This window comes from Capnocytophaga sp. G1920, assembly GCF_051417515.1.
On the sequence record NZ_JBPRKH010000003.1, the window covers coordinates 1 to 23,160 of the forward strand.

Annotated in this window: 21 protein-coding genes and 1 pseudogene; 17 read left to right on the forward strand and 5 right to left on the reverse strand. The window is 35.3% G+C overall.

Features of this window, described 5'->3' with window-relative positions; all coding sequences use genetic code 11:
- From ACSQ7D_RS02845 to ACSQ7D_RS02855, 3 genes and pseudogenes are all read left to right on the forward strand, one after another.
- A pseudogene (locus ACSQ7D_RS02845) lies at positions 1-2,485 on the forward strand (hypothetical protein); the annotation flags it as partial.
- Positions 2,486-2,491: 6 nt separating this feature from the next.
- On the forward strand, positions 2,492-4,060 hold the full coding sequence (locus ACSQ7D_RS02850; protein ID WP_437135300.1) for a hypothetical protein: 1,569 nt from the start codon (positions 2,492-2,494) through the stop codon (positions 4,058-4,060).
- Positions 4,061-4,075: 15 nt separating this feature from the next.
- Entirely contained in the window at positions 4,076-5,200 is a 1,125-nt protein-coding gene (locus tag ACSQ7D_RS02855; RefSeq protein ID WP_016479754.1) for an ankyrin repeat domain-containing protein, read from the forward strand.
- Positions 5,201-5,274: 74 nt separating this feature from the next.
- Here ACSQ7D_RS02855 and ACSQ7D_RS02860 read toward each other — a convergent pair whose 3' ends face one another.
- The 5 genes from ACSQ7D_RS02860 to ACSQ7D_RS02880 all read right to left on the reverse strand — a co-directional run bounded on the left by ACSQ7D_RS02860 (position 5,275) and on the right by ACSQ7D_RS02880 (position 8,431).
- A complete protein-coding gene (locus ACSQ7D_RS02860; RefSeq protein WP_278589545.1) occupies positions 5,275-6,609 on the reverse strand; it encodes a replicative DNA helicase in 1,335 nt (444 codons plus the stop codon).
- Positions 6,602-7,291 carry a transcriptional regulator gene (locus ACSQ7D_RS02865; protein ID WP_278589544.1) on the reverse strand — a complete coding sequence of 230 codons (690 nt, stop codon included), beginning with the start codon at positions 7,289-7,291 and terminating at the stop codon, positions 6,602-6,604. Before ACSQ7D_RS02865 ends, ACSQ7D_RS02860 begins: the two co-directional genes overlap by 8 nt.
- Before the next feature lie 2 nt (positions 7,292-7,293).
- Entirely contained in the window at positions 7,294-7,575 is a 282-nt protein-coding gene (locus ACSQ7D_RS02870) for a DUF3853 family protein (RefSeq protein ID WP_016479751.1), read from the reverse strand.
- Entirely contained in the window at positions 7,568-7,894 is a 327-nt protein-coding gene (locus ACSQ7D_RS02875) for a DUF3853 family protein (protein ID WP_016479750.1), read from the reverse strand. Before ACSQ7D_RS02875 ends, ACSQ7D_RS02870 begins: the two co-directional genes overlap by 8 nt.
- 294 nt (positions 7,895-8,188) lie before the next feature.
- Positions 8,189-8,431: a hypothetical protein gene (locus tag ACSQ7D_RS02880; protein ID WP_009751022.1), complete on the reverse strand. Its 243-nt coding sequence runs from the start codon at positions 8,429-8,431 to the stop codon at positions 8,189-8,191.
- A gap of 138 nt (positions 8,432-8,569) precedes the next feature.
- On the opposite strand from ACSQ7D_RS02880, the gene ACSQ7D_RS02885 reads away from it, so the two are divergent.
- The 14 genes from ACSQ7D_RS02885 (at position 8,570) to ACSQ7D_RS02950 (ending at position 23,115) form a co-directional block, all read left to right on the forward strand.
- Positions 8,570-8,974, forward strand: coding sequence for a hypothetical protein (locus tag ACSQ7D_RS02885; RefSeq protein ID WP_009411196.1), 405 nt, complete (start codon positions 8,570-8,572; stop codon positions 8,972-8,974).
- Entirely contained in the window at positions 8,971-9,420 is a 450-nt protein-coding gene (locus ACSQ7D_RS02890) for a hypothetical protein (RefSeq protein WP_016479749.1), read from the forward strand. Before ACSQ7D_RS02885 ends, ACSQ7D_RS02890 begins: the two co-directional genes overlap by 4 nt.
- The gene (locus ACSQ7D_RS02895) at positions 9,417-10,679 is read left to right on the forward strand and encodes a site-specific integrase (RefSeq protein ID WP_009411198.1); all 1,263 of its coding nucleotides are present in this window, start codon (positions 9,417-9,419) and stop codon (positions 10,677-10,679) included. Before ACSQ7D_RS02890 ends, ACSQ7D_RS02895 begins: the two co-directional genes overlap by 4 nt.
- Positions 10,680-11,037: 358 nt before the next feature.
- Positions 11,038-12,210, forward strand: coding sequence for a helix-turn-helix domain-containing protein (locus tag ACSQ7D_RS02900; protein ID WP_264860901.1), 1,173 nt, complete (start codon positions 11,038-11,040; stop codon positions 12,208-12,210).
- A gap of 591 nt (positions 12,211-12,801) precedes the next feature.
- A complete protein-coding gene (locus tag ACSQ7D_RS02905) occupies positions 12,802-13,605 on the forward strand; it encodes a CPBP family intramembrane glutamic endopeptidase (protein WP_264853543.1) in 804 nt (267 codons plus the stop codon).
- A gap of 291 nt (positions 13,606-13,896) precedes the next feature.
- Positions 13,897-14,187, forward strand: coding sequence for a hypothetical protein (locus ACSQ7D_RS02910; RefSeq protein ID WP_437135301.1), 291 nt, complete (start codon positions 13,897-13,899; stop codon positions 14,185-14,187).
- 77 nt (positions 14,188-14,264) lie between these two features.
- Complete coding sequence (locus ACSQ7D_RS02915) at positions 14,265-15,146, forward strand: SDR family oxidoreductase (RefSeq protein WP_264860896.1); 882 nt, start codon at positions 14,265-14,267, stop codon at positions 15,144-15,146.
- 39 nt (positions 15,147-15,185) lie between these two features.
- Positions 15,186-16,490: a branched-chain amino acid transport system II carrier protein gene (gene brnQ, locus ACSQ7D_RS02920; protein ID WP_437135302.1), complete on the forward strand. Its 1,305-nt coding sequence runs from the start codon at positions 15,186-15,188 to the stop codon at positions 16,488-16,490.
- A gap of 230 nt (positions 16,491-16,720) precedes the next feature.
- Entirely contained in the window at positions 16,721-18,883 is a 2,163-nt protein-coding gene (locus ACSQ7D_RS02925) for a TonB-dependent receptor (protein WP_437135303.1), read from the forward strand.
- A 99-nt stretch (positions 18,884-18,982) separates the two neighbouring features.
- The gene (locus ACSQ7D_RS02930) at positions 18,983-20,623 is read left to right on the forward strand and encodes a C10 family peptidase (protein WP_437135304.1); all 1,641 of its coding nucleotides are present in this window, start codon (positions 18,983-18,985) and stop codon (positions 20,621-20,623) included.
- Positions 20,610-21,098 carry a hypothetical protein gene (locus tag ACSQ7D_RS02935; protein WP_002680322.1) on the forward strand — a complete coding sequence of 163 codons (489 nt, stop codon included), beginning with the start codon at positions 20,610-20,612 and terminating at the stop codon, positions 21,096-21,098. Before ACSQ7D_RS02930 ends, ACSQ7D_RS02935 begins: the two co-directional genes overlap by 14 nt.
- Before the next feature lie 51 nt (positions 21,099-21,149).
- Complete coding sequence (locus ACSQ7D_RS02940) at positions 21,150-21,602, forward strand: hypothetical protein (protein ID WP_437135305.1); 453 nt, start codon at positions 21,150-21,152, stop codon at positions 21,600-21,602.
- 49 nt (positions 21,603-21,651) lie between these two features.
- Positions 21,652-21,966, forward strand: coding sequence for a hypothetical protein (locus tag ACSQ7D_RS02945; RefSeq protein ID WP_437135306.1), 315 nt, complete (start codon positions 21,652-21,654; stop codon positions 21,964-21,966).
- A 15-nt stretch (positions 21,967-21,981) separates the two neighbouring features.
- The gene (locus tag ACSQ7D_RS02950; protein ID WP_437135307.1) at positions 21,982-23,115 is read left to right on the forward strand and encodes a clostripain-related cysteine peptidase; all 1,134 of its coding nucleotides are present in this window, start codon (positions 21,982-21,984) and stop codon (positions 23,113-23,115) included.
- Positions 23,116-23,160 lie beyond the last annotated feature (45 nt).

Genomic DNA, 23,160 nt, shown 5'->3' on the forward strand with positions numbered 1-23,160 from the left:
TATTCCTTTTAGCTATATAGATGAAAATGGTATTGAGCATAAACCTTTTGAGAAACATTTCCAAATAAAAGGAATGGGGCTCGGCTCCCCAAAAGATCCAAGAACAATGAAAATTACACCTTTAGCTGAAGGTGAATTTGAAGTTATTTGTAGTATTAATAAAAAAACAATAAAGAAAAAAATTAATATTGTCCGTCCTACAATTTCTTCACCTCATTGGATAGACAAAGATGGAAGCAGTGGTAATATCTTAGCAACAGCAGGATATGACCAAGAAATGTATGCTTATATAAAACATTTAGGGTTAGATGGAGAAGAAGTTGTTGTAGAAGTATATGATGCTAAAGATAAAAAGAACCCCATTTTTACCTCCGAAAAAATAACAGTTCCTGTAGGTAGTAAAGAATTTACTTTCCATTACTCAGTAAAAAAAGTGTTTAAAGGAAAAACAGAGGAAGAGAAGAAGGAGGAAGACAGAAATAGAAAGGATTTCCAAATATTTTTCAAAGTAAAACCTATTGATAATAAACTCCTTAAAGAATCTTTAAATGAAGAATTTGAAAATAATCTCCTTACAATTACAAATAAAGGAGATATAGTAGAAGCCTATTTCTGTAATTCAGATGATACTGAAAAACGAAAATTTATAGAATCTGGAAAAGTTGCACATTTAAAGATATATGCAACTAATATGAAAAACAGAGAAGTTGAAGTATTGTTTTTTACAAGAGATAAATTTCATTATTCTAAAAATACAACGCAGAATGAACTAACTTGGAAACCTTGGAGTGAAATTAAGACCCATAACATAAAAGGGGAACCATTCCATTCCGCTAAAGGAAAAATAAATGATAAAGGAGAGCTTTTAGTAGAGTTAGATACTTCTAAATACAAATGGATTAAAGGATATATAATTGCTGTATTTAAGATTAAAGGGAAAGAAGGTAACGAAAAAGGAGCTTTTATAAAAGAAAGGTATTCTCTAATATTACATTCTTATCCTCAGCTAACTAAATTAGCAGAAAATAAAGCCACTGTGAAAGTTGGTGGGCTCTTAGGCATAGGAAAAGTTGAAAGAGTTGAACTAGAGGAAGAAGGACATTCTTGCCCGAGATGTACAGCACCCGTTACTGTAGCACAACTAAGAGAGCTTTTCCCAGATGTAGAAGAAGATACATTAAAAACTGTAGCCGATACTTATACAAAATATATGAAAGAGCTACAAATGGATACTTGTTGGAATAAAGCACACTTCTTTGCCCAAGCAGCAATAGAAACAGGATTTAAATTGCATATAAAATCTGGGGAAAATATGAAGGATTATACAGAAAAACGTTTGTATGAAGTCTTCCCAAGTAGATTTTTTAAAGGGAAAATGGTTAATAATGAATTTGTTCCACTTGTAGACCCAAAAGCAGAATTTCGTGATAAAAAAAACCGTGTTTTCAAAAGTAAAGAGTTATCCCAAAAAGCAAGCGAATTAATTAAAAGCAATCCTCGAGATCAAAATATTGCTAATTTTGTATACGCTAATAGGTATGGCAATGGAAATGAAGCCTCTGGAGATGGTTGGCGATTTAGAGGAAGTGGTTTGATACAACTAACTTTTAAAGATAACTTTAAAATGGTAAATAACAAAATTGAAAAACTATGGGGAAAAAGTATTTTAACAGATAGTGGAGCAGATCAAGTTCGTGAAAATAGAGAGTTAGCAGTTCTCACATCTATGGGATATTTTGCAGCTAAAGAAGCCAATAGAAAAGCTAATTGGGCTAGTAGTGATCAACAAATTAAAGAAGTGTGTAAACTAATAGGGAAAAATACCAAATTTGGTAAAAGTAAAAACCATGAAGAAAAAACAATTTTCTTTAAAAACAAAAGTTCTAAAACTTTTAAAACAAATGAGTGCTTATGGGGGCATAGTAAAGGGAAGGCACCGTGGATGCCTTTTGCAATTTCTGAAATTGGACAAAAAGCTATTGCAGGTAAAGAGAATAATCCTCGAATTAATGATTATTTTAATGCTTCCTCAAACGGTAAAGGTTGGGATGAACAAAATGATTGGTGCGGAGCTTTTGCAAGTTGGGTTTTTGCTCAAGCAGGATATACTCCACCTCCTCTATCGTGTAGGGCTGCGATGTGGCAATTTTGGAAGCAATTAGACAGACCTATATATGGAGCGGCAGCTGTTATTGATTGGGGAGAAAATGATCTAGCAGAATCAAATGGTAGTCATATTGGAGGAAGAGGTCATATAACATTTGTTGTGGGAGAGAGTTCTGATGGAAAATATTACTACTGTTTAGGAGGTAATCAAGGAGGAGTAGAAGGTGCAAGAATGGTAAAAATTTCAAAATTTGAGAAATCTGAAATAGATTGGTTTGTTATTCCACCAAGTTATGAACCTACAAAGGAAGAATATAATTTGAAAATAATGGCTGATGAAGCTGATATAGATGATGAATCAACAACAAGAAGTAACTAAAAAAATATGAAGGGCATACTAATTTTGATTTTTTTATTATTTGGGAAATGTAATTCTCAAGCACCTTCTGATGAGATGACAGAGGGGAATTTTGAAAATAAGATTTTTCTCAGTACTCTAAAAAATCAATTAAAAACAGGAGCTATGGGAGAAATGTACGAAACAGACTATCCTATATATGAATATTCTTTAAGTGATTTGGAAGCTATTGAAGAAATAATAGACAAAGAGTTAGAAAAAAAAGGATATATTAAGCCTACAGAGGAAGAATTTGCCTCAAAAATAAACAATATCTTTGGAAGAATTATCAATTATACATCAGATAAAAATTTCTTATTAATTAATTTCTCTGATAAATGTTCGAAAGAGCTTATGTTTTTAAGGAATGAAGACTCTGGCTTATACAGCACTTATATTTTCAAAAGAGGTTTATTTATTTCAGATTTATATAGTGTTCCTGAATTGTTTGATTATTCAAAATATCCCCAATTTGTAAAGTTTGAAGATTCTGTAATACAGAATAGAAAAGATAAGGATTTAAAAATCTATTACTGGAAAGATATTGTCAATTCAAAGCAACGCAAGGAAAATATAGACAAGTTAGTACATCGTAATAAATATCTATTTAATGATAATCGCTCAAGTTTTCGCTGGCTTTGTCTTAACGATGAGTTCTTCTTAACTTCATTGGTCTTGACATTTGGTTATGTAGAGGATAAAGAGTTAAATAAATATGTTTTAGAAAAACAATTACGGGGAGAGATATCACAATTTGGGAAAGTTTTTTGGTACCAAGGCTGTGATGGAAAGTTGTTTTTCCACAATCAAATGATAGACATTATTAAGCAATCTCCTATAGAAAAACAAAAAGAATATTTAAAAGCAATATCTTCATATATTCATTTTCTTGTAAATGATAAAAATTTACCTTTTTCGCAAAAGGCTGAGATATTAGGAAAATTGTGTTATTATGCTGAGAAGATAGGGAAACCTATAGATATGGGATTTAAGTATTTTTACATATTAGAAACAGAAAGCAGTGGAGATATTTATGAAGAAGAGTTTAAGAAAAAAGAATACTATAATATTCCAGATTTTAAAAAAGTTTGGGAATATACACGTACTATAATCCCTCATTCTAAAAATAATGATATTATTTTTTCAAAAAAGGTAGATATAAACAAAGATGGCATTGAGGATGGAATTATTGTTTATAATCCAGAAAATGATCTTTTTGCAACAATAAAAATAGTTTTAAGTGATAAAGATAGAGAAAAGCTATTTTTTAATACTAAGATGCTTAGTAACAACATTACAAGTGAGGAAGGATTTAGAAATATCTCTTTTAAAGGGCATTTTTTCACTATAGAAGAAAATGTATCCTCAGACCTATTAAAATATACTACTTTTTTTGTAGATAGTAAAACGAATAATATTTTTCTTTACAAATTAGAATATTCGAATATTTCTGATGATGGATATGACAATGAGTATTATGATTCAATCTATTTACAAAAAAAAAATGGAAAAGTCTCTTTTGAAAATTATGACCCTAAAACACTAAAATTATTCTAATTTTTGACTTTTGAAATGAAAACAACTTTTCTCATATTATACTCATTTCTGTTGTTAAGTACTTGCCAACAACAGCAAGTTCTGTATGACAATAGTGTAGCCACCACTACAGTTACTGAAACTGTGGAAGAAGATACTTCTAATATCGATGATTTTTGCTTTAATGAAGATGGTTTTCAATACACTCAATTGGGGTTAGCTTGCAAAAAAGGTGATTTAGAAGCCGTGAAAACACTTCTTGCCAAAGGTGCTGATAAATATTCAGCAAAACAAAAAGGAGAGGAGAAATTCGATTCTTTTCTAGTAGCCCTTGAAAGTGGCAACTTGCCCTTGGTAAAATATATTTTTGAAGATGTTTTTGGACGATCAAAACTTGGAGAAGGTGATTATTACGTACCAGGAAGTAAATATATTCTTCAATCAAGCCCTCTTATCATAGCTTGTAAATCCAACAGCCTACCAGTAGTAAGTTATTTATTACAAAAAGGAGCTTCCCCCGAAAGTGTACCGCTACCTTATCCACAAGACTATTTTTGGGAATCACCTCTGTTGATAGCTTATGAAAAGAACAACTACGAAATGGCTAAACTACTCATCAAAGCAAATGCCGATTTAAGTGATTCTGATAGAACAGATAGGTATTCTCTTGCTGATGTATTTGTTAAAAGAGGAGGTAAATGGCGAGATTTAGTATTTGGAGATAATAGCATAGATAAAATTGTCTATTCAAAGAAAAAAGATTTAAATGGTGATGGCATAGACGACTCCATACTCATCTACCAACCTAAAAACAATTTAAATAGAGGATCTTATTTTGTAACAAGAATAAGGCTTAGTGAAAAAGGCACTTTTAAAGAGTTTATAAACGATGTGTTGTTATATAGTGCCTATAAAGAATCTAACGCTGGTTCTGATACTGAAGCAAAGGGTTTTATGGGGATTACTTTTGAGAACAATACTTTTACAATAAAAGAAAACTATTCCTCAATACCTGTATTATTTAGGTATACTACTTTTGCTATTGACCCAGAAACGAATAACATATTAGCTGTTAAAAAAATATGGGTAGATAAGAATGGTGAGGAACAGAAGGTGGATAATTTAAACAATACCCCTTTCGAAGAATATAACAGAGAATAAAACTAATTTGTTTGCCATTACACAAAAAAAGTATCTCACTCTTTGCGCTACTACTTTCATCGTATTAAAATGTTCTACATTAGGTTAATTTTCTTTTTTAAATCTCTAAACTTTGAAGTAGCCATACTCACAACACAACGCTCAGAGAGAATGCCCCCGTGTCGGTTCTTGGAAATGATAATTTCTACCTCATTTTTAGTACTTTCATTATTGTATTCCTTATCCCAATGGTCAATACCGTAATATTCAGGGCGATAGAGGAATACCACTTCATCGGCATCTTGTTCAATAGCGCCAGAGTCTCTTAAGTCAGAAAGAAAAGGACGCTTGTCTGTGCGCTGCTCTACATTTCGTGACAGCTGAGAAAGAGCAATCACAGGGATATCGAGTTCTTTTGCAAGTCCTTTCAAACTGCGAGAAATAAAGGAAATCTCCTGCTCTCTATTACCAGATTTGGGATAGGTAATAAGCTGTAGATAATCAACAAACAATATATTGATATGATAGCGAAGAGCCATTGATTTTGCCTTCATTTTAAGATTTTCAATTGAAATAGACGAAGTGTCATCTATATGTATTTTCATTTGGGTAAGATTGTCTTTCAGAGAGATATAGCGATACACTTCCTCGTCTTTAAGTCCTTTGCGAAGAATGGAAGAATTAGGAATATCAGTATAATTAGTAATAATTTTAGAGGCAATCTGTTCTGCCGACATTTCCAACGAAAATACCCCTACCGAATATCCTTGAGCTACCATATCTACAATTTGTTGTACTAAAAAAGTAGTTTTCCCCATACCAGGGCGACCTGCAACAATGGTAAGATTAGATTTCTGCCAACCTCCAAATACTTTATTGATAATAGTTAGAGAACTTTGTAATCCTGTGAGCTTCCCTTGATGAATACTCTCAAAATTCTTTTGCACTGCCTCTACTAATTCAGGGAACTCACGCGTTTGACGGTTATTTTCAATAAACTTATCAATAAAAAGGTTATTAAAGCATTCAAAAGCCTTATCTCGTATGTCGAATATATCATTATCTTTCTTTTGAGCCATACTGAGAAGTAGGGAGAATTTATTGATAAAATCCCGTTTTACAGATTCTTGTACCAAAAGCATTATATGGTACTCTATATTAGCAGATGAAATCGCAAAATTAGCCAAATCAATACAGTAAACAGTGTATGAATTTAGTTTCTTCTTCTCAAATTCTTTTCCTAATAGTATCAAATCTACAGTGCCGTATTGTTTCCAAACTCGCACAATAGTTTCGTAAATAGCTTGATGTTGTGGTGCAGAAAAAAGATAAACACTCAGCATATTATAGTATTGTGCAATGAGTTGGGACTCACTCACAAGATTACCTAGCACGTATTTCTCTATATCTATATCGATGTTTTCATTCATTGTAAGTAGATTTAGGTCTGTTTATTTTTGGAACATTAAAGATATTTTTATTGTTTGACCTTAGATAAGGCATAGTGTTTTTAAGAGTCTGCTTCCAATTTACAATAGGTTTGTTATACCCACTTACCCAGCCATCATCTTTCCAAGTTTCATATTTTATTTTTAAGTGTACATCTAACCCTTCTTCATAAATATCTAAAGTTTTAGCAAAGTTCATAAATTCTTCAAAAGAAGGAATGTTAAAAGGTATCATAGGAGTTTGTTTTTCCTTAGATTTCAAAGAAGGAGAGGCTACTGGTATAGGTTCTTGAACCAAAGGTATAACAGGAATAGCAGGGGCTATAGATTTCTTATCTACTGTTTTTTCTTTTTCTGCGATAGAAACAACTTCTTTTCCTTTACGAATAATATAGTCAGATATGATTTTGTATATCGTAGGAAACCCTTTACTAATTTGATAGTTGATAAGGCCTAAATCTCTAAGTTTTTTTCTATTTTTTCTAACGGAAACTCTTGTGATTATCAGTTTTTTTGAAATATCATAATCCGATATTTCGAAATCTTCTTTATTGTTTTTGTCCCAAGTTTCTAATAGAAAAAGATACATACAAGTAATAGAATAGCTTTGAGGAAATTCCTCATTCATTCTCCAATATTTCTTTATTAGTTCAAGATATTCCATTGCTATTCTTTATTCTTATTCAAGAGTTCTAAGGCTTTTTCTATGTCAATAACAATTATTTTTCCATTCTGAAATATAGCCTCATCTATGATGCCTGAGTTTTTAATTTTACTTGCTTTTGCACGTGAACAACCTAATATTTTAGCTAACCCTTTTATACCATACTCGTATTTTTTCTTAGGGAATAGAGTCGAGAATTGATTCTGAATTTCTACTATAAGTTCAGATTTTAACTCTTGTAAGGTAAGCTTAAATAGAGGTGTATTGGGATCTAAGTTATTCATAACGTTTTTGGAATAGAGTTATAGCCATTTCGACATCAACTATTATTTTGCGCCCATTCTGAATAATAGCCTTATCTAATATTCCAGAATTTTTAATGTTTTGTGCGTGTGATTTAGAACATCCCAATATGGATGCAAGACCTTTTAAACCATATACGTATTTCTTTTCTAAAGATTTATCTTTAGAAAAAGAACTTACTTCAATAGTTTCTGTTTCCTCTGTGTCAGAGGATAAAAAAGCTAATATATTTACTATTTTTGATTGTATTTCAATAAGTTGTTCTCTTACTGTTACTTCTGTGTTATGTGTTATTTTCATAAAGGTGTTATTTTTTTGTTAAACACATATTCAGCTAATGTTTGACAGTTTTCTCTGTCAAGATGCCGAATAAAATCAATCCATCCTAATTCATTATTTTTGTATTGATCACGGGCTCTTTGTGCTCTATCAATAAGATGAGATACCATTGTATTCGGAATTTTACCTAAGTAAATTTCACCAACAATATCTATACTCTTGTTGTACAAAAACATTACGACCTTTAAAAGTAGCTTTACTTCTAAATTTATTGCACAATTGATTCTTGGATAGTTTATTGTTTTTAATCTAACCTTAATTGCTTAGCTCTTTGCCTACAATTACAGGTTTTTCAGAACTAAAATCGTGGAAGATTTGCTCTTCGGTGAAGCCTTGTTCTTTGTAAAATAGAACAGCTTCCCAAAGAGTCAAATTACGACTGTTTCTGCGTGCCAATCCTAATACTGATTGCTGTTGGTTACCTAGCCTTTTAGCTAACTCAATGCTAAAATTGTTGTCGTTCAAAATTTTTTCGATGATAATTTTACTTACTTTCATTTTTTATTTATATATTTGCCAATTATTTAGTAATTGCATTTTAAACCTAAATAGATTTGTATTTCGGCTGCAAATATATAGATTAAAAACTAAATACAAAAGAAAATTAGATAAAAAACTAATAAAATATTTTTCGCTATGGTGGAGAGAATTTTACAATTTATTGAATATAAAGGAATTAGTAAGTTGGCTTTTTATAGAGAAGTTGGGCTTTCTAACGGATTTTTAGATAAAAATAAAAGCGTGGGAACTGATAATTTAGTTAAAATATTAAAGTCTTATCCTGAAATAGAACCTTTGTGGTTGTTATTAGGAGAAGGAGAAATGCTAAAAAAAGGGACTGTAGTCATTGATAATTCTAATGTCAAATCAAAAAATAGCTTCGTCGGTAATAATATCACTGGTGGAAATGTAACAATTTCTATTTCAAATGAAGATGTTTCTAAAATAATAGAACAACATAAGGAACTTACCGAACGACTTAAAACAAGTCAAGAACAAATGAGTACATTGTTGGAAATTTTAAAAAATACTCAAAAATGAAATTCAAAAATGTAGTACTTTTATTTTTAGCATTTTTACTAAACGTTATTGCTTATTCTCAAATTAGCACAGAGAAAGCACAAGAAGATTTGGCTAAAACCATCTTTAAAGAAAGTAAAGAAAAAGCTAAACTAACTTCGTTTGAAAAAGAAGATGGAGTTAAGAAAGTGAAAAATGATATTCCCTATTACTCTATAAAGTTTATAGGGAAAATACAATTTTTAAAGGCTGGAAATATTCAGCTTATGCCATTTCTTAATAGTGCAAAAAATAGTTTTCTAGAAGTAATAGATAATAATGGTGATTTCTATTCCAATGGAGGTCTTTTTAGGCTTGTATACAAAGATGAGGTTTTAAATATAGAAGGAAATATACAATATATAAAAACGGAAAATGGTTGGAAAGCTAAAACAATTTTGATAGCTATAAAAGAAAATCAAAAATGAACTTAAAGTACCATTCTCAATTCCTATTAGATAAGGAAAAAGACAAACTTGATGCTCGTACCCGCTATCGTATAAAGTGGGAAGGTAATATTGTTGCCTTTAATTTAGGTTATCGCATAGAGGTAGAAAAATGGAGTAATGAAACGCAACGCTGCAAAGCTAATACTACTCACGGGAAGAAGAAAATTCCCGCTAGTGTTATCAACAGAAAGCTACAACTATTTGAACAAGCCTGCGAAGATACAATTAAATACTTTGAGGTTCAGAAAATAGTACCTACTAAAGAACAATTTCAATCTGTTTTTAATTCTAATATTGGTAGGGAGAAGAAAGTAGTATTAGAAAAATCATTCTTTCAATATTATGATGATTTTATGGCTGAGGAGGGAGCTTTTAATCAATGGACAGTTGCTACTAAAAAGAAACTTCACGTTATAAAAAATCATTTATTTAACTTTGACCCTGAACTTACTTTTGAAAAATTCACTGAAGAGAAATTAGTAGAATATCTTAATTATTTACAAGAAGAATTGAAGCAAAAAAATTCTTCTGTTTTAAAAAATATATCTTTTGTAAAATGGTTTTTACGTTGGAGTAATAAGAAAGGATATAATACAAATATTTTCTTTGAAAACTTCAAACCTAAGTTAAAGACTACACAAAAGAAGATTATTTTCTTGACTCCTTCAGAATTTAAACAATTTAGAGAGTTTGAAATTCCAAAAGAAAATAGTTATCTTGAAAAAGTACGTGATGTATTCTTATTTCAATGTTTTACTGGGTTACGGTATTCGGATGTGGAAAACTTGAAAAGGAGTGATGTAAAAGATAAATTCATAGAAATAACTACTGTGAAAACTAATGATAGTTTGACAATAGAATTGAATGAACATAGTAAAAAAATACTAGATAAATACAAAGACTACCAAGATAAAAAAGAACGAGCTTTACCTGTTATCACAAATCAAAGAATGAATGACTACTTAAAAGAATTAGCTCAATTAGCGGGTATTGATGAACCTATTCGAGAGACTTATTACATAGGAAGCAAACGCTTTGATGAGGTAATTCCTAAGTATGCATTATTGAGTACTCACGCAGGAAGACGTACATTTATTTGTAATGCACTGTCTTTAGGTATACCCCCTCAAGTAGTTATGAAATGGACAGGACATAGTGATTACAAAACAATGAAACCCTATATTGATGTAGCTGATGAAACAAAAGCTAATGCTATGGCAAAGTTCAATCTATTATAAGGTTCATTTGTCCCTACTACTAAAATCAGGGACTAAAAGCGGTGTTCTCTATTAGTCTTTATTAGTTTTTGTTGGTGTTTTATTTTATATAAACTGTTTAAAATCAATATCTTTGTACTTTTTTGTTATTTATTGGTACTTAATGTGATTCTCTCCGACTCCACATTATAATCTCATTATAGAACGAGAACTAAATAGAAAAACACTTTTATTTAGCTCTCGTTTTTTTATTCATTTTAGGTGCCTTATTCACTATATTTGTTATATTTTTTCATTTATTTATCATTAAGTAGTAAAGTTATTGGCGTTTTCTTGTATTATCTTTATATTTGCGCCTTTAATAACAACAAAGATAATAATGAATACGCTCTTTACTATCGGCATTTTCCTTTGCTTTTTCCTCTCTGTATTGCTCTTTGCCAAACGCCCTCAAGCCTTATCGGATAAGGTATTGGGGATATGGTTGGTGTGCATTGGTATTTATCTGCTGAATTACTACCTGCATTATTTGGGCTATTGGGAGAAATATCCTCATTTAGTAGGAGCGACGCACCCTTTTCCGCTTTTGTTTGCTCCTTTTGTATATTTGTACGTATTGGTGTGTTCACGTGAAGACCAACATTTTCATTGGCGCGATAGCTTGCACTTTTTACCTTTTTTGCTCACCTACGTTGTGATGTTTCCTTTTCTTTTTGGCTATTCGGCGACTGAAAAAGCAATGATAGACCAAGCCGATTACCATAGCCCCTATCAATGGTTATTTACAACTTCGTTTGTAGCTTTTGTGACCGTGAGTGTGGTATATATTGTATTGGCTTATCAGAAAATCAATCAGTATGAGCGGGTAATAGGCGATAATTTTGGCTATAACGAAGGTATTAGTTTGCAATGGCTACGACTGTTGCTCATCGGGTTCGGGCTGATTTTCTCAGTGATGATAGTGGGATATATAGTGCAATTTCTCTTAGAAATAGAGATAGGAGTTAATATAGAACTTATTTTCTTAGCACTCTTTGTCTTACTTATAGGGCTTATTGGCTTCTGGGGCATACGGCATCAGGGAATTTTTAGTGTTGAAAAACAAAAGCCTTTTATAAAGAATTTAGTCTTGTCTGACAATTCTCATAGGTCAGACAATATCGAACCTTCTTCATTCTCCAAAACTCCTGAATACCGCAAATCCGGTTTGAAAGCCGAGGACGCAACCAGCTTACACCAACAGCTGCTCACACTAATGACTACCGAAAAACCTTATCTCGAACCTAAACTCTCTTTAGCTCAATTAGCTGAAATGTTAGGTGTACTTCCTAACCACCTTTCACAAATTATCAACCAATACGAAGAAAAGAATTTTTATGACTTTGTGAACAGCTATCGTGTCGAAGAGTTTATCACCTTGGCAAAGAAAGACATTGATAAGAATTTTAATCTTTTGGGGCTTGCCTATGAAGCGGGCTTTAACTCTAAGTCCTCTTTCAACCAAGTTTTCAAGAAGATTACAGGTAAAACACCGAGTGAATTTGTAAATTAGGTGCGAGAAGCATAGTTTAGCACGTCCAAACTCTCACGCTACCCCCTCTTTTCACTTCCTCCTACCTGTCCGCCCCGCACAATTCTTCCCACGAACAAAACTTCCCTAACCCCTTGCGTCACTACCATTTGTCAATTGTCAATTATCAATTGTTCATTACAATTACGTCCATTCCCTCACGCTTGGGCGATGCACCTTGTTTTCCACCATACCTTTGCCCCAGAATTTTAAACGTATTACGCAATGAAAACCTTTTTGAGCATCGTTCTTTTTTTAGTGCTTCTGCTTGTAGCACACGCACAAGATATTACCCAAACACTTAGGGGTACTATTCTATTTATGACCAAAGCAGACAAATAGAGCTCAGCAAAGCTACTTTGGTTATCCCTAATATCAGTTATAAAATAGAATTTTGAAAGTAAAGGCCTCACCCCCGTTCCCCCTCTCCGAAGGAGAGGAGGCAAGCCGTGAAAGCGATTATTGTGAGAGGCTAAACATTGTCTTTATTTTAAAAAATGCTCACTTTTGCAGATTGTCCCCCTTCGGGGGAACGGGGGCTTTCTCATAAATTGAGTTTAACTCTTAAATAAAATGAAAAAGTATAATCACCCTATTTTGTTTTTTACCCTTTCCCTTGTGATTCCTTGGGTATTGTGGTTTGTGGTGGCTTATTGGAGCCACCAGCCAAAAGCACCTAATGCTTTTTGGACAGGCTTTTTTGAATTGGCAGGCTTATTTGCTCCTATGGGCGTGGCTACCTACCTCTTTGCACGCAATAAGGAGCTCTTATCCGACCTCAAAGCGCGTTTTATTGGCAGAAATTTGCTCACCAACCGCTATTTTTGGATAACTCTCTTATTTCCACCCCTTTCCATTGTCGTGGCACAGCTACTTTCGCTTGATTTAGGGCATAGTCTCGACCAGTTTTACATTTCGGGACAGCCCAGTTTCAGTTCAGCACCTTTCAAAGCTTGGTTTGTGCTCTGTTTGGCGCCAGTGGTCGAAGAATTGGCTTGGCATACTTATGGCACTGATGCCTTGCGCAGTAGGTGGAACTTGTTCACCTCATCGCTCATCTTTACCGTCTATTGGGGGTTGTGGCATTTGCCCTTGTTCTTCATAAAAGACTACTACCAAAGCAATGTACAAGCTGAGGGGTGGCTCTATACAGCCAACTTTTTTGTAAGTCTGTTTGCCTTTGTGTTTATCATCAACTGGCTGTATTACAAATCGGGACGCAACGTGCTGGTAGCCATATTGTTCCATTTGGTAGCCAATGTTTCCAACGAAATCTTCGCCACCCACCCCGATAGCAAACTGATACAAACAGGCTTATTCGCCTTACTCGTGGGGTATATCCTCATAAAAGAAAGAAAATTGTTTTTTAGTAGGTAAAACCTTCATTCTACCGAAAAAGCCAATTCTCAAAGGTAAGAAATCGTTGATATTCAGCTAGTGTTCGGTGAATGTATCATTAGTGACCCTTGTAGACCCACTGTAGACCCACTGTAGACCCACTGTAGAGCCACTGTAGAGCCACTGTAGAGCCACTGAAGACCCACCTTAAATTCGTTTAGTGTATAGTTAAGGTATATCTATTTGTCATTCGTCATTCGTTATTTGTTATTTTATTTGCCGGTTAGTAAATAAAGAAGTACTTTTGTTAAACCAAATTGTATTCTGACTATGAAGAAATCAAAAACAGGTATCATTCATTTTCTTACCAAAGAAGAAGGCGGACGGCAACACCCTCCTACCGGTGAGGTCTATTATGCCACCACTTACATCAAGCAATTGCCTCAACCAAATTGGAGCATTATTATTGAATTTGAAGAGCCTATGAAGGAGAGTGAATACAGTGCTTTGTGCCAAGTGAGGTTTCTTGTCGGTCACGCCCCCGCTTATATCTTAGACGAACTTCACGAGCTCAACGTGTATGAAGGTGCTAAAATCGTAGGAAAAATTGTGTTTGATTAGTTATTTTTCGTCGCAAATTTAGCCAAAGTTTAAACATTAGCTAAGTTGAAAGTCTTAAATCAATTTATTAAAACAGTATGAAATCATCAGAAAAAATATTATTAGCCGGAGCGACTGGTTATTTAGGTCAGTTTATATTAGCTGAACTCTTAAAAAAAGAATACCCTACCCGCATTATAGTGCGCAATAAGTCGAAAATAGCACCCGCCTTACTTACCCACCCGCTATTAGAAGTAGTCGAGGCTGAGGTAACAAAACCCAATACTTTACTCGGTGTGTGCGAGGGGGTTACCCAAGTGATTTCCACTGTCGGAATTACTCGGCAGAAAGACAAACTCACCTACGAGCAAGTAGATTATGCAGCTAACAAGAACTTGCTTGACGAAGCACTGCGCTCAGGGGTACGTAAGTTCGTATATATTTCCGTATTAAACGGCGAAGCACTACGTCCTATTGCCATCGGGGCTGCCAAAGAGCGTTTTGTAGATACCCTTAAGACCAGTGGAATGGACTACTGTATCGTGCGTCCATCGGCTTTTTACAGCGATATAGCTACCATCTTTTCAATGGCAAAAGAAGGTAAAGTGCGCCTGTTTGGCAAAGGGCAATACGCTATGAATCCTATTCACGGCGAGGATTTAGCCGAGGTGTGTGTAGCGCAATTAGAGAGCTCCGAAAAGGAAGTGAATGTAGGAGGGGCTGAGGTGTTCACCCAATATGAAATCGCTACTTTGGCTTTCGAGGTGTTACATAAGCCTGTGAAGGTCGGTTTTTTGCCTGATTGGGTACGGAAGTCCGTTTTGAAAATAGGCAAATATCTCTTGTCTAAAAGTGCTTACGGCACTATAGAATTCGTTTTCACCGTAATGGCAATGGATTCGGTTGCGCCAATGAAGGTAGGAAAACATAGGTTGAAGGTATTTTTTGAGGAACTTCGAAATAAATATTTGCATTTGTAGTATAAAATTACTATTTTTGCAAAGTTATTCTCTACCTCTATGCATCATATTCGTAAAAGCAAATGGAAAACTATTACCACCGTAGGCTTCGCTTTATTTGCGATGTTCTTTGGGGCGGGTAATCTTATATTACCTCCGTTCATAGGTTTAAGAACGGAAGGGGAATGGGGTATGGCGTTGTTAGGCTTTTTTATCACCGCTATTTTAGCTCCTTTTTTAGGGGTGTTAATGGTGGCTAAAACGGGCACTCACTTTACTGATTTAGGAAAGAAAACGCACCCTTGGCTCATTAAAATCCTTACGTTATTAGTTATTTTATGCATAGGTCCTTTGGTAGCTATCCCACGCACCGCTGCTACTACTTTTGAAGTAGGCATACAACCCTTATTACCTGCTTTTCCTAAGGTGTGGTTTATCGTTTTATTCTTTGCCGTTGTAACTGCATTATCTATATCGAAATCCAAGATTGTAAGCATTATAGGCAGGTTTCTCACTCCTTTTCTGCTGATAGTTTTAGTACTGCTTATTGTTTTAGGCGTATGCTTTCCCCCTGATAGTATTACCTCTACGGCATTTACCGCCACCGAAAGTTTTTCCTTAGGTTTCTTAGAAGGCTACCAAACAATGGATTTGCTGGCTTCGGTTATCTTTGCAGGTATTGTTATTGCAGCAGTAATAGATAGTGGCTATACCTCACGCAATGACCGTGTTTCTGTTACTTTTGCGGCTGGAATGCTTTCTACGCTCTGTTTGTTGTTTATTTATGGAGGGCTTATCTACTTAGGCGCCACTACCGATTATCCTTTAACTGATAGTGTACAACGCACTGAGCTTTTGTTGCACATTTCTCATTCTGTTTTAGGGAAATGGGGTACTATCACTGTTGCCTTAGCTATTGGTTTTGCTTGTCTTACCACGGCTATTGCTCTTACATCGGCAGTGGGCTTGTTCTTTGAAGAAGTAACTCACCAACGCATCCCGTACAAAGTAGGTGCTATAGTCTGTACGCTCATTTCAGTAGTATTATCAATTAACACGGTGGATAATATTATCAATTATGCGATTTATATTCTGCTATTTATATACCCCATAGTCTCTACTCTCATTATAACCGTTTTATTCTTCGACCGCTTTGTAAATAGCAAATTACCCTATATTTTAAGCGTATTGGTCACTGCTATTATTTCCACTATTGATAGCTGTCAAACATTAGGACTTCCCTTTGATAAGCTTTATGAAATTAAAAGCCTATTACCTTTGAGCGATTACGGTTTAGAATGGTTTTTACCTGCCTTGCTAACTTTTATTATTACAGCTTTCATAAAAGGCTTTCAGAAGAAATAATTAGCGTATTATTTGCGGTTTTGATATTTATTTGTACTTTTGCGCCGTCTCATAAGGGGTGCTGTAACAGGCTGAGATTATACCCATTGAACTTGAACGGATAATCCCGTTGAAGGAATGAAACTAAGCAATTGGAGCTTGTTTTTGCTTTTGGGTAGCATAAACAGGCTTTTTTATTTTATTAACACACCAAATAATAGCCTCTTTTATTTGTAAATATTTATTTTACAATGAAAAATGTACTTTTGTACACTGCTATTTGCCTTACTACATCGGCAATGGCACAACAGACAATAGAGCCTGACTCTATCGTCCCTTCACCTAAGCCCATTCAGTTAGACGAAGTATTAGTATCGTCCGTGAGGGCTACCAGAAAACTTCCCGTAACCTTTTCTAACCTCTCTAAGGAGGAAATCAAGACCAAAAATTTCGGTCAACAATTGCCTTTGTTGTTAGGTCAGTTACCTAATGTAGTGAGCTATTCCGAAGATGGTTCGGGCTTCGGTAGTAGCAATATGTTTGTACGAGGGAGCGATTTGTACCGTACTAATGTTACTATCAACGGCGTACCGCTCAACGACTCCGAATCACAAGGGGTATTTTGGTACAATCTCTCCGACTTTGCTTCTTCTGCCGAGAGCATACAATTGCAACGCGGGGTAGGTACTTCTTCTAATGGAGCAGGAGCTTTTGGCGCCAGCCTAAACGTTCTCACCGATGCTGTACAAGAGCAGGCATCAGGAGAGCTCGCTAACTTTTACGGCAGTTATAATACTCACAAACACAGTCTTAAACTTTCCACCGGAAAACTCAACGACCGTTTTGAGCTCAGCGGACGCTTTTCTGTTATCAAGAGTGATGGGTATCGTGACCGCGCTTCCTCCGACCTTAAATCGTACTTCTTACAAGGCGCTTATAGCCACGGGGGTACGCTCATCAAAGGATTGGTATTTGGAGGCAAACAAAGTGTCTATCTCACTTATCTGGGAGTAGATAAAGAAACTTTGAATAGCAATCGCCGTTATAATCCTGCGGGTGAATACAAAGATACCGCTGGTAACAAACGTTTCTATGAAAACGAAACTGATAACTATCAGCAAGACCACGCGCAATTGCACTGGACACAACAGTGGAATACGGCGTGGCATACGCAACTTTCCTTCCACTACACCAAAGGTAAAGGCTATTGGGAGAACTATGAGAAGAAAAAATATTCTAAGGTAGGATTGCCCAAAGTGCTCGACGGGGCAGGCAAGGAGCAAAAGGCATACATCATTCACCAACAAGGATTGAACAACGATTTCTGGGGTACTACTTTTTCGGCAAACTATCAGAAAGACGGCGTGCAACTGCTCTTTGGAGGATTGCTCAATCGCTATGAAGGGTCGCATTACAAAGATTTGCTATGGGCAGAAAAAGCGCCTTTTGTGTATGGCAATCGTTATAGCTACGAAGGACTCAATACCAAAGAAGAAGCAGCGGGTTATGGCAAACTCACTTGGCAATTTGCCCCTAAATGGAGCCTGTTTGCCGATGTACAATTCCGTCACGTAGGGTATAAGGCGAATAAATATCAGATAGACGAAAGCCTTAACAGCTTCAACCCTAAGGCGGGTATTACCTTCTTCTTGAATACACATAACGACCTTTACCTCTCTTATGCTCGTGCTACCAAAGAGCCTAACCGCTCCGATTACAAGAGTTATTACGAAGCTTTACAGGACGACCCTAATGCTAAAAAACCGATAGCCGAGAAGCTCAACGATATCGAACTCGGTTGGCGACTCACCACCCCCAAAGTACGTTTAAATCTCAATGGTTATTATATGGGGTATGAAGACCAATTAGTGCTTTCAGGGAAACTTAACAGTACTGGTTATCCTATCCGTGAGAATGTAGGTAAGAGCTATCGTGCAGGAATTGAAGCCGATGCGATAGTGCAACTCTCAGAGCGTTGGTTGTGGTCGCCTAACGTAGCTTTTAGCAAAAATATAAACAGAGATTATAAGAGTCAAGATGCTGAGGTTGCGACTCGTACTATTAGCTGGGGTGATACTCGCATTTCGTATTCTCCTGATATAGTGCTCGGTAATACCATTACTTTTATGCCTATTGATGGCTTTCAAATAGGGTTAATTTCTAAATATGTGGGCGCACAATATGTAGATAACACCGAACGTGAGGGAGCAAAGCTCGATGCTTATTTTGTGAATAACCTCAGTTTGCAATACGAATGGAAGCCTAAAAGCACTTTCAAATCGGTATTGTTTTCAGTAATGGGTAATAATATTTTCAATACCAAATACACTCCTTACGGCGATAACGGCTACGGAATGGTGTATATTCCCGCTGCCGAAGCCAATTACTTAGCGGGGATAACGCTCAGTTTTTAGGAGATAAAAGATAAAGTCTGCTATAGTTTTTGTTACTTTGTTTTGAAGTTTCCATTTCTTTTATTATCTTTGTCGCGTAATCCTAAAAACTAACCCTATATGAAAAAACATCTATTTATTTTTACCATTGCAGGACTCTTCTTTTCCTGCCAACGCGAAGAGGCAGACGCCCCGTTCGCAACCGACACCGATATTTCAGTATTACCCAGTACTGAAACGAAGGCTTCCGACAACGGACTTTTAGGTTGGGTAGCTCTCACAGGGCAAACCCATATTTCGGCGGAGGAAGCCCAAGAAACCGCTCTCGCTACCGCTATGCAAATGCGTGAAGTAGAAGGTATTGTTACCAAAGCTCCCTTAAAAATTGGCTCGATTGAGGTAGTAAAAGGCGACACTCGCAAGCCTTACGTACCTACTAAAGGCAACGCAAAACCCGAACAAGCCGATGTGTACATTGTAAACTTTGCTAATAACCAAGGCTATGTAATTACCTCAGCCGACCGCCGTGTTCCTGGCGTATTAGCCTACAACTCCTACGGACATTTAGGTGACACTATTAGCAACCCAGGACAAGCGATACTTTTTAGCTATATGCAGGAGTACATAGAAGAACAACGTGCCGCTTTTGAAGCTAATAAAGAGAGATTGGCTACTGAGGCTGAGGAGAAACTGTTTAAAGCTCTCTCTAAAGAACAACAAGAAGAGCTCATCTTACGAGGTCTCTTTGATAGGAAAGGAAAGAGAGTGAAAACAAAATACTATGATTATTATGGTGATGATTCATTTCCCAGGGAAGGATTTAATTCTCATGAAGAGTATTGGGAATGGTTTTGTCACAAAAAAGATAGAGATCCTGAATATATGGATAAGGGATATACTAAATATGGAGAATGGCAAACTAAATATCTAAAAGCACCTTTAATAAAGACTCTTTGGGATCAAATAGGAACTTATAATGATAAAGTTTCTATGCAATGTGGTAATGATCAAGCTCCTGTAGGGTGTGTGGCTACTGCGGTAGGACAATTTATGGCATATTATAAAAAACCAGCCGATTTTAAAGGTAGAAAAATGCATTGGGATGATATGACTAAAGTAGATGTAGGCGATATGTTTTCTACTATTGACAACTATAGCGTAGGATATAACTCTACTGCAAAAGAAGATATACAATACCTTTTAGCGCATTTAGGAGATGGTGATTACCTAAATATGAACTATGGATGTGGGGGAAGCGGAAGTACTATATATAGAGCTGCAACAACGCTTGCTGGTTTAGGGTATCCTGTAAGACAAACAAATTATGATGGGAATTTAGTTACTGATTTAATAAAAAGGAATCACCCTGTTTATATAAGAGGGCGGGCTATAGAAAAAAGTTATAATTTTTTAGGATTCAATATATATAATACTTATAATGGTCATGCTTGGCTTATAGATGGTTATGTGGTAATGGAACGTAATGCGACAACTTATAGTGTTGTAAGTTGTGAGGAGATAGATGCTATTACATCAAGTGAAAGTTATTCAATAGAATCTCTTTATCTATTTCATAACAATTTTGGTTGGGGAGGAAATACAAAAGGTTTTGGAACTATAAAAGGCTATAACGGGACAGGCTGGTACAATGTGGGTGTTTTTAATGCTAAGGATGGAAGAAAATTTAGCTCAAACACTTTTAAATCAGACTCAGAAGGGAATTATGAGCATGATAAAAAAATAATATATGTTAATCGATAATAGTAAAGCTATGAAAAAGATTTTAATTTTTACAATACTATTAAGCTTATTTCTTTCTTGTGATAATGGAAAAGATTGTATGAATGTACCTCCTTCTTTATGTATTATTATTGTAAATAATGCTGTAAACGATAATAGAGAATTACTAAAAAGTTTTGAAAATACAGAAAGCTCAGCCTTTTTATATAAACTGATAGATAATAAAAAGGTGAAAATTAGTTATTCTCCTATGGCTAATAAAAATATAAAAATAAGTAACGGAGGGAAAAAATTAAAAGAATTTTATACAGGGAAGTTAGAGACTTTTTATTTGGAGTATGATAAAAAAACAGATACTTTACAAGTAAAGGGAGATTATTATGATAGTACAGGTTGTGGAGATAATGCTTATTTATCAGAGCTGTATTTCAACCATAAAAAAATAGAGCTCAACCTCATTAGTGATCATACTTATCTAATAGATAATACAAAATAACCTTAACCCTTTGCCAGGGAGTCCTCTGCCAAAGGGTATAAAAAGTATGTTATGAAAAATCTCGTATTCTTTACAACGCTATTCATTGTATTAGCTTGTAACCAAAACACAAAAGAAGATGAAACACCAGCTCCTTGCTGTTCTCCTCCTCCTTTTTTTCACTTGTTTATACCTAAATCTGCTCCTGAGTATCAAGATTTTTTGAACAATAAAGGGGAAGGTGATAGAGATAATGTGTATTTCTATCAAATAGTAAATAATACTGAAAAAAAATACCACACTTTGCTACTTACTGATAATTCTAAAAATAAAGATTATGCTGAGGTAGCAACTGAGAGTGCAATATTTCTATATACAGGAAAAACAGAAACTCTTTACCTTAAAAATAAGGCTAAAACCTACAAAATAGAGTTTTTAGGTACTATCGGAGAATGCTGTTCTGCTCATTTCCAAGAAATGTATATAGACGGTGTGAAAAACAACGATTTTATCTTAATAAAATAACCTTAACTCCTCTGGCAGTAACCCTGCCAGAGGTTTTTACCATTTTTCTATGCGTTATCTTATATATCTATTTGCAGTCGTTGCCCTATCTTGCTCTAAAGAAGCCATAGAGCCCGAAAACTATACCCTTCGTATTCAAAACCGCTATTTTGAAGCAGTAACCGTTTCAGTAGACGAGCATTTTTCTGAAAAACTATCACCTAATACCGTTTCTAAGGCATTTACATTGCATAAAGGTACTTATAAAGTAGTTGGGATTACGGCTTCACGCCTACGATTAGAAAGCACGGTACAGATACAAGGCAGTACGGCTGAGCTTACTATTGAAATCTGCCCTAAAGGAAAAATCTACATTACTCATTAACCATTTTGTTAAACTATGCGTTATTACTCTTTGCTTCTTATTGGCTTGGGGTTACTTTCTTGCCAAAAAGATGGCCCAACTCCTGAGCCTTTACCTCCTCACGAAATCACCCTCGTGTATATGGTTGCTGATAACGACCTCGCTCCCTATGCCTTAAAAGACCTCAACGAAATAGAACGCGGGTTTGTACCTAACGGAAGAGACAAACTCTTGCTGTATATCGATAGCAATACTTCTACCGCTTTGCCTTCACACCCTATACTTTTAGAAATTGTACACGATACCACCGAGATAATAGCCTCTAAAATCATCGCTTCTTACCCCGAACAAAATTCAACTGATAAAACCGTAATGAGCAATGTGTTGAGAGATGCTTTGAGCTATTACAAAGGCGACAATCGTTATAAAGGACTTGTGCTTTGGTCGCACGGGAATGCGTGGTTGCCGGAAGGTTATCATATAGAAACCGAAAACAAATCAGGGGTGGTCGTAAAATCGTTTGGGGAAGATATGAGTCCGCGAGAGGGGGCTATGGAGCTTCCTGACCTTGCCGAAGTTTTAAGTCCTTATCGGTTTGAATATATCCTTTTCGACGCTTGCTTTATGGGGTCGGTAGAGGTGCTCTATGAATTACGACATTCTGCTCGTTACTTTATTGCTTCGCCTGCCGAAATTCTTGCTGATGGGTTTCCTTATCACCACCTATTGCCTTACCTTATAGGGAAATTACAATTAGAAAAAGCAACCGAAGCTTACTACAACTATTACAATGTTTTGGAGGGTGCACGACAGTCGGCTACGGTTACTTTGGTAGATAGTGAGCAGTTGGAGGCATTAGCTTCTTTCTGCAAACAACTCAGCACTTCTGAGTTGTCTTTAGCCCATTTGCAACAATACAGTAGGAATAACGAAAAATATTTGTTTGACTTAAAACAAGTGCTTTTGGAGAGCAATGTTAAGGGAGAGATGGAACCTATTTGGCAACAACTCTGTAAGGTTGAAAGACACACACCGAGATTTGCTAATATTGCGCTTATACATTGCAACGGACTGAGTGTTTATTTGTTCGGCAAGAATGAAACGCTGAATAACTATTACAAACAATTGTCGTGGTATAGAACTACAAGGTTTCATTTCTCGTATAAATAGCTTATAATTTTCTAATTCTCAAATTTGTTAATTTGCTAATTTTTC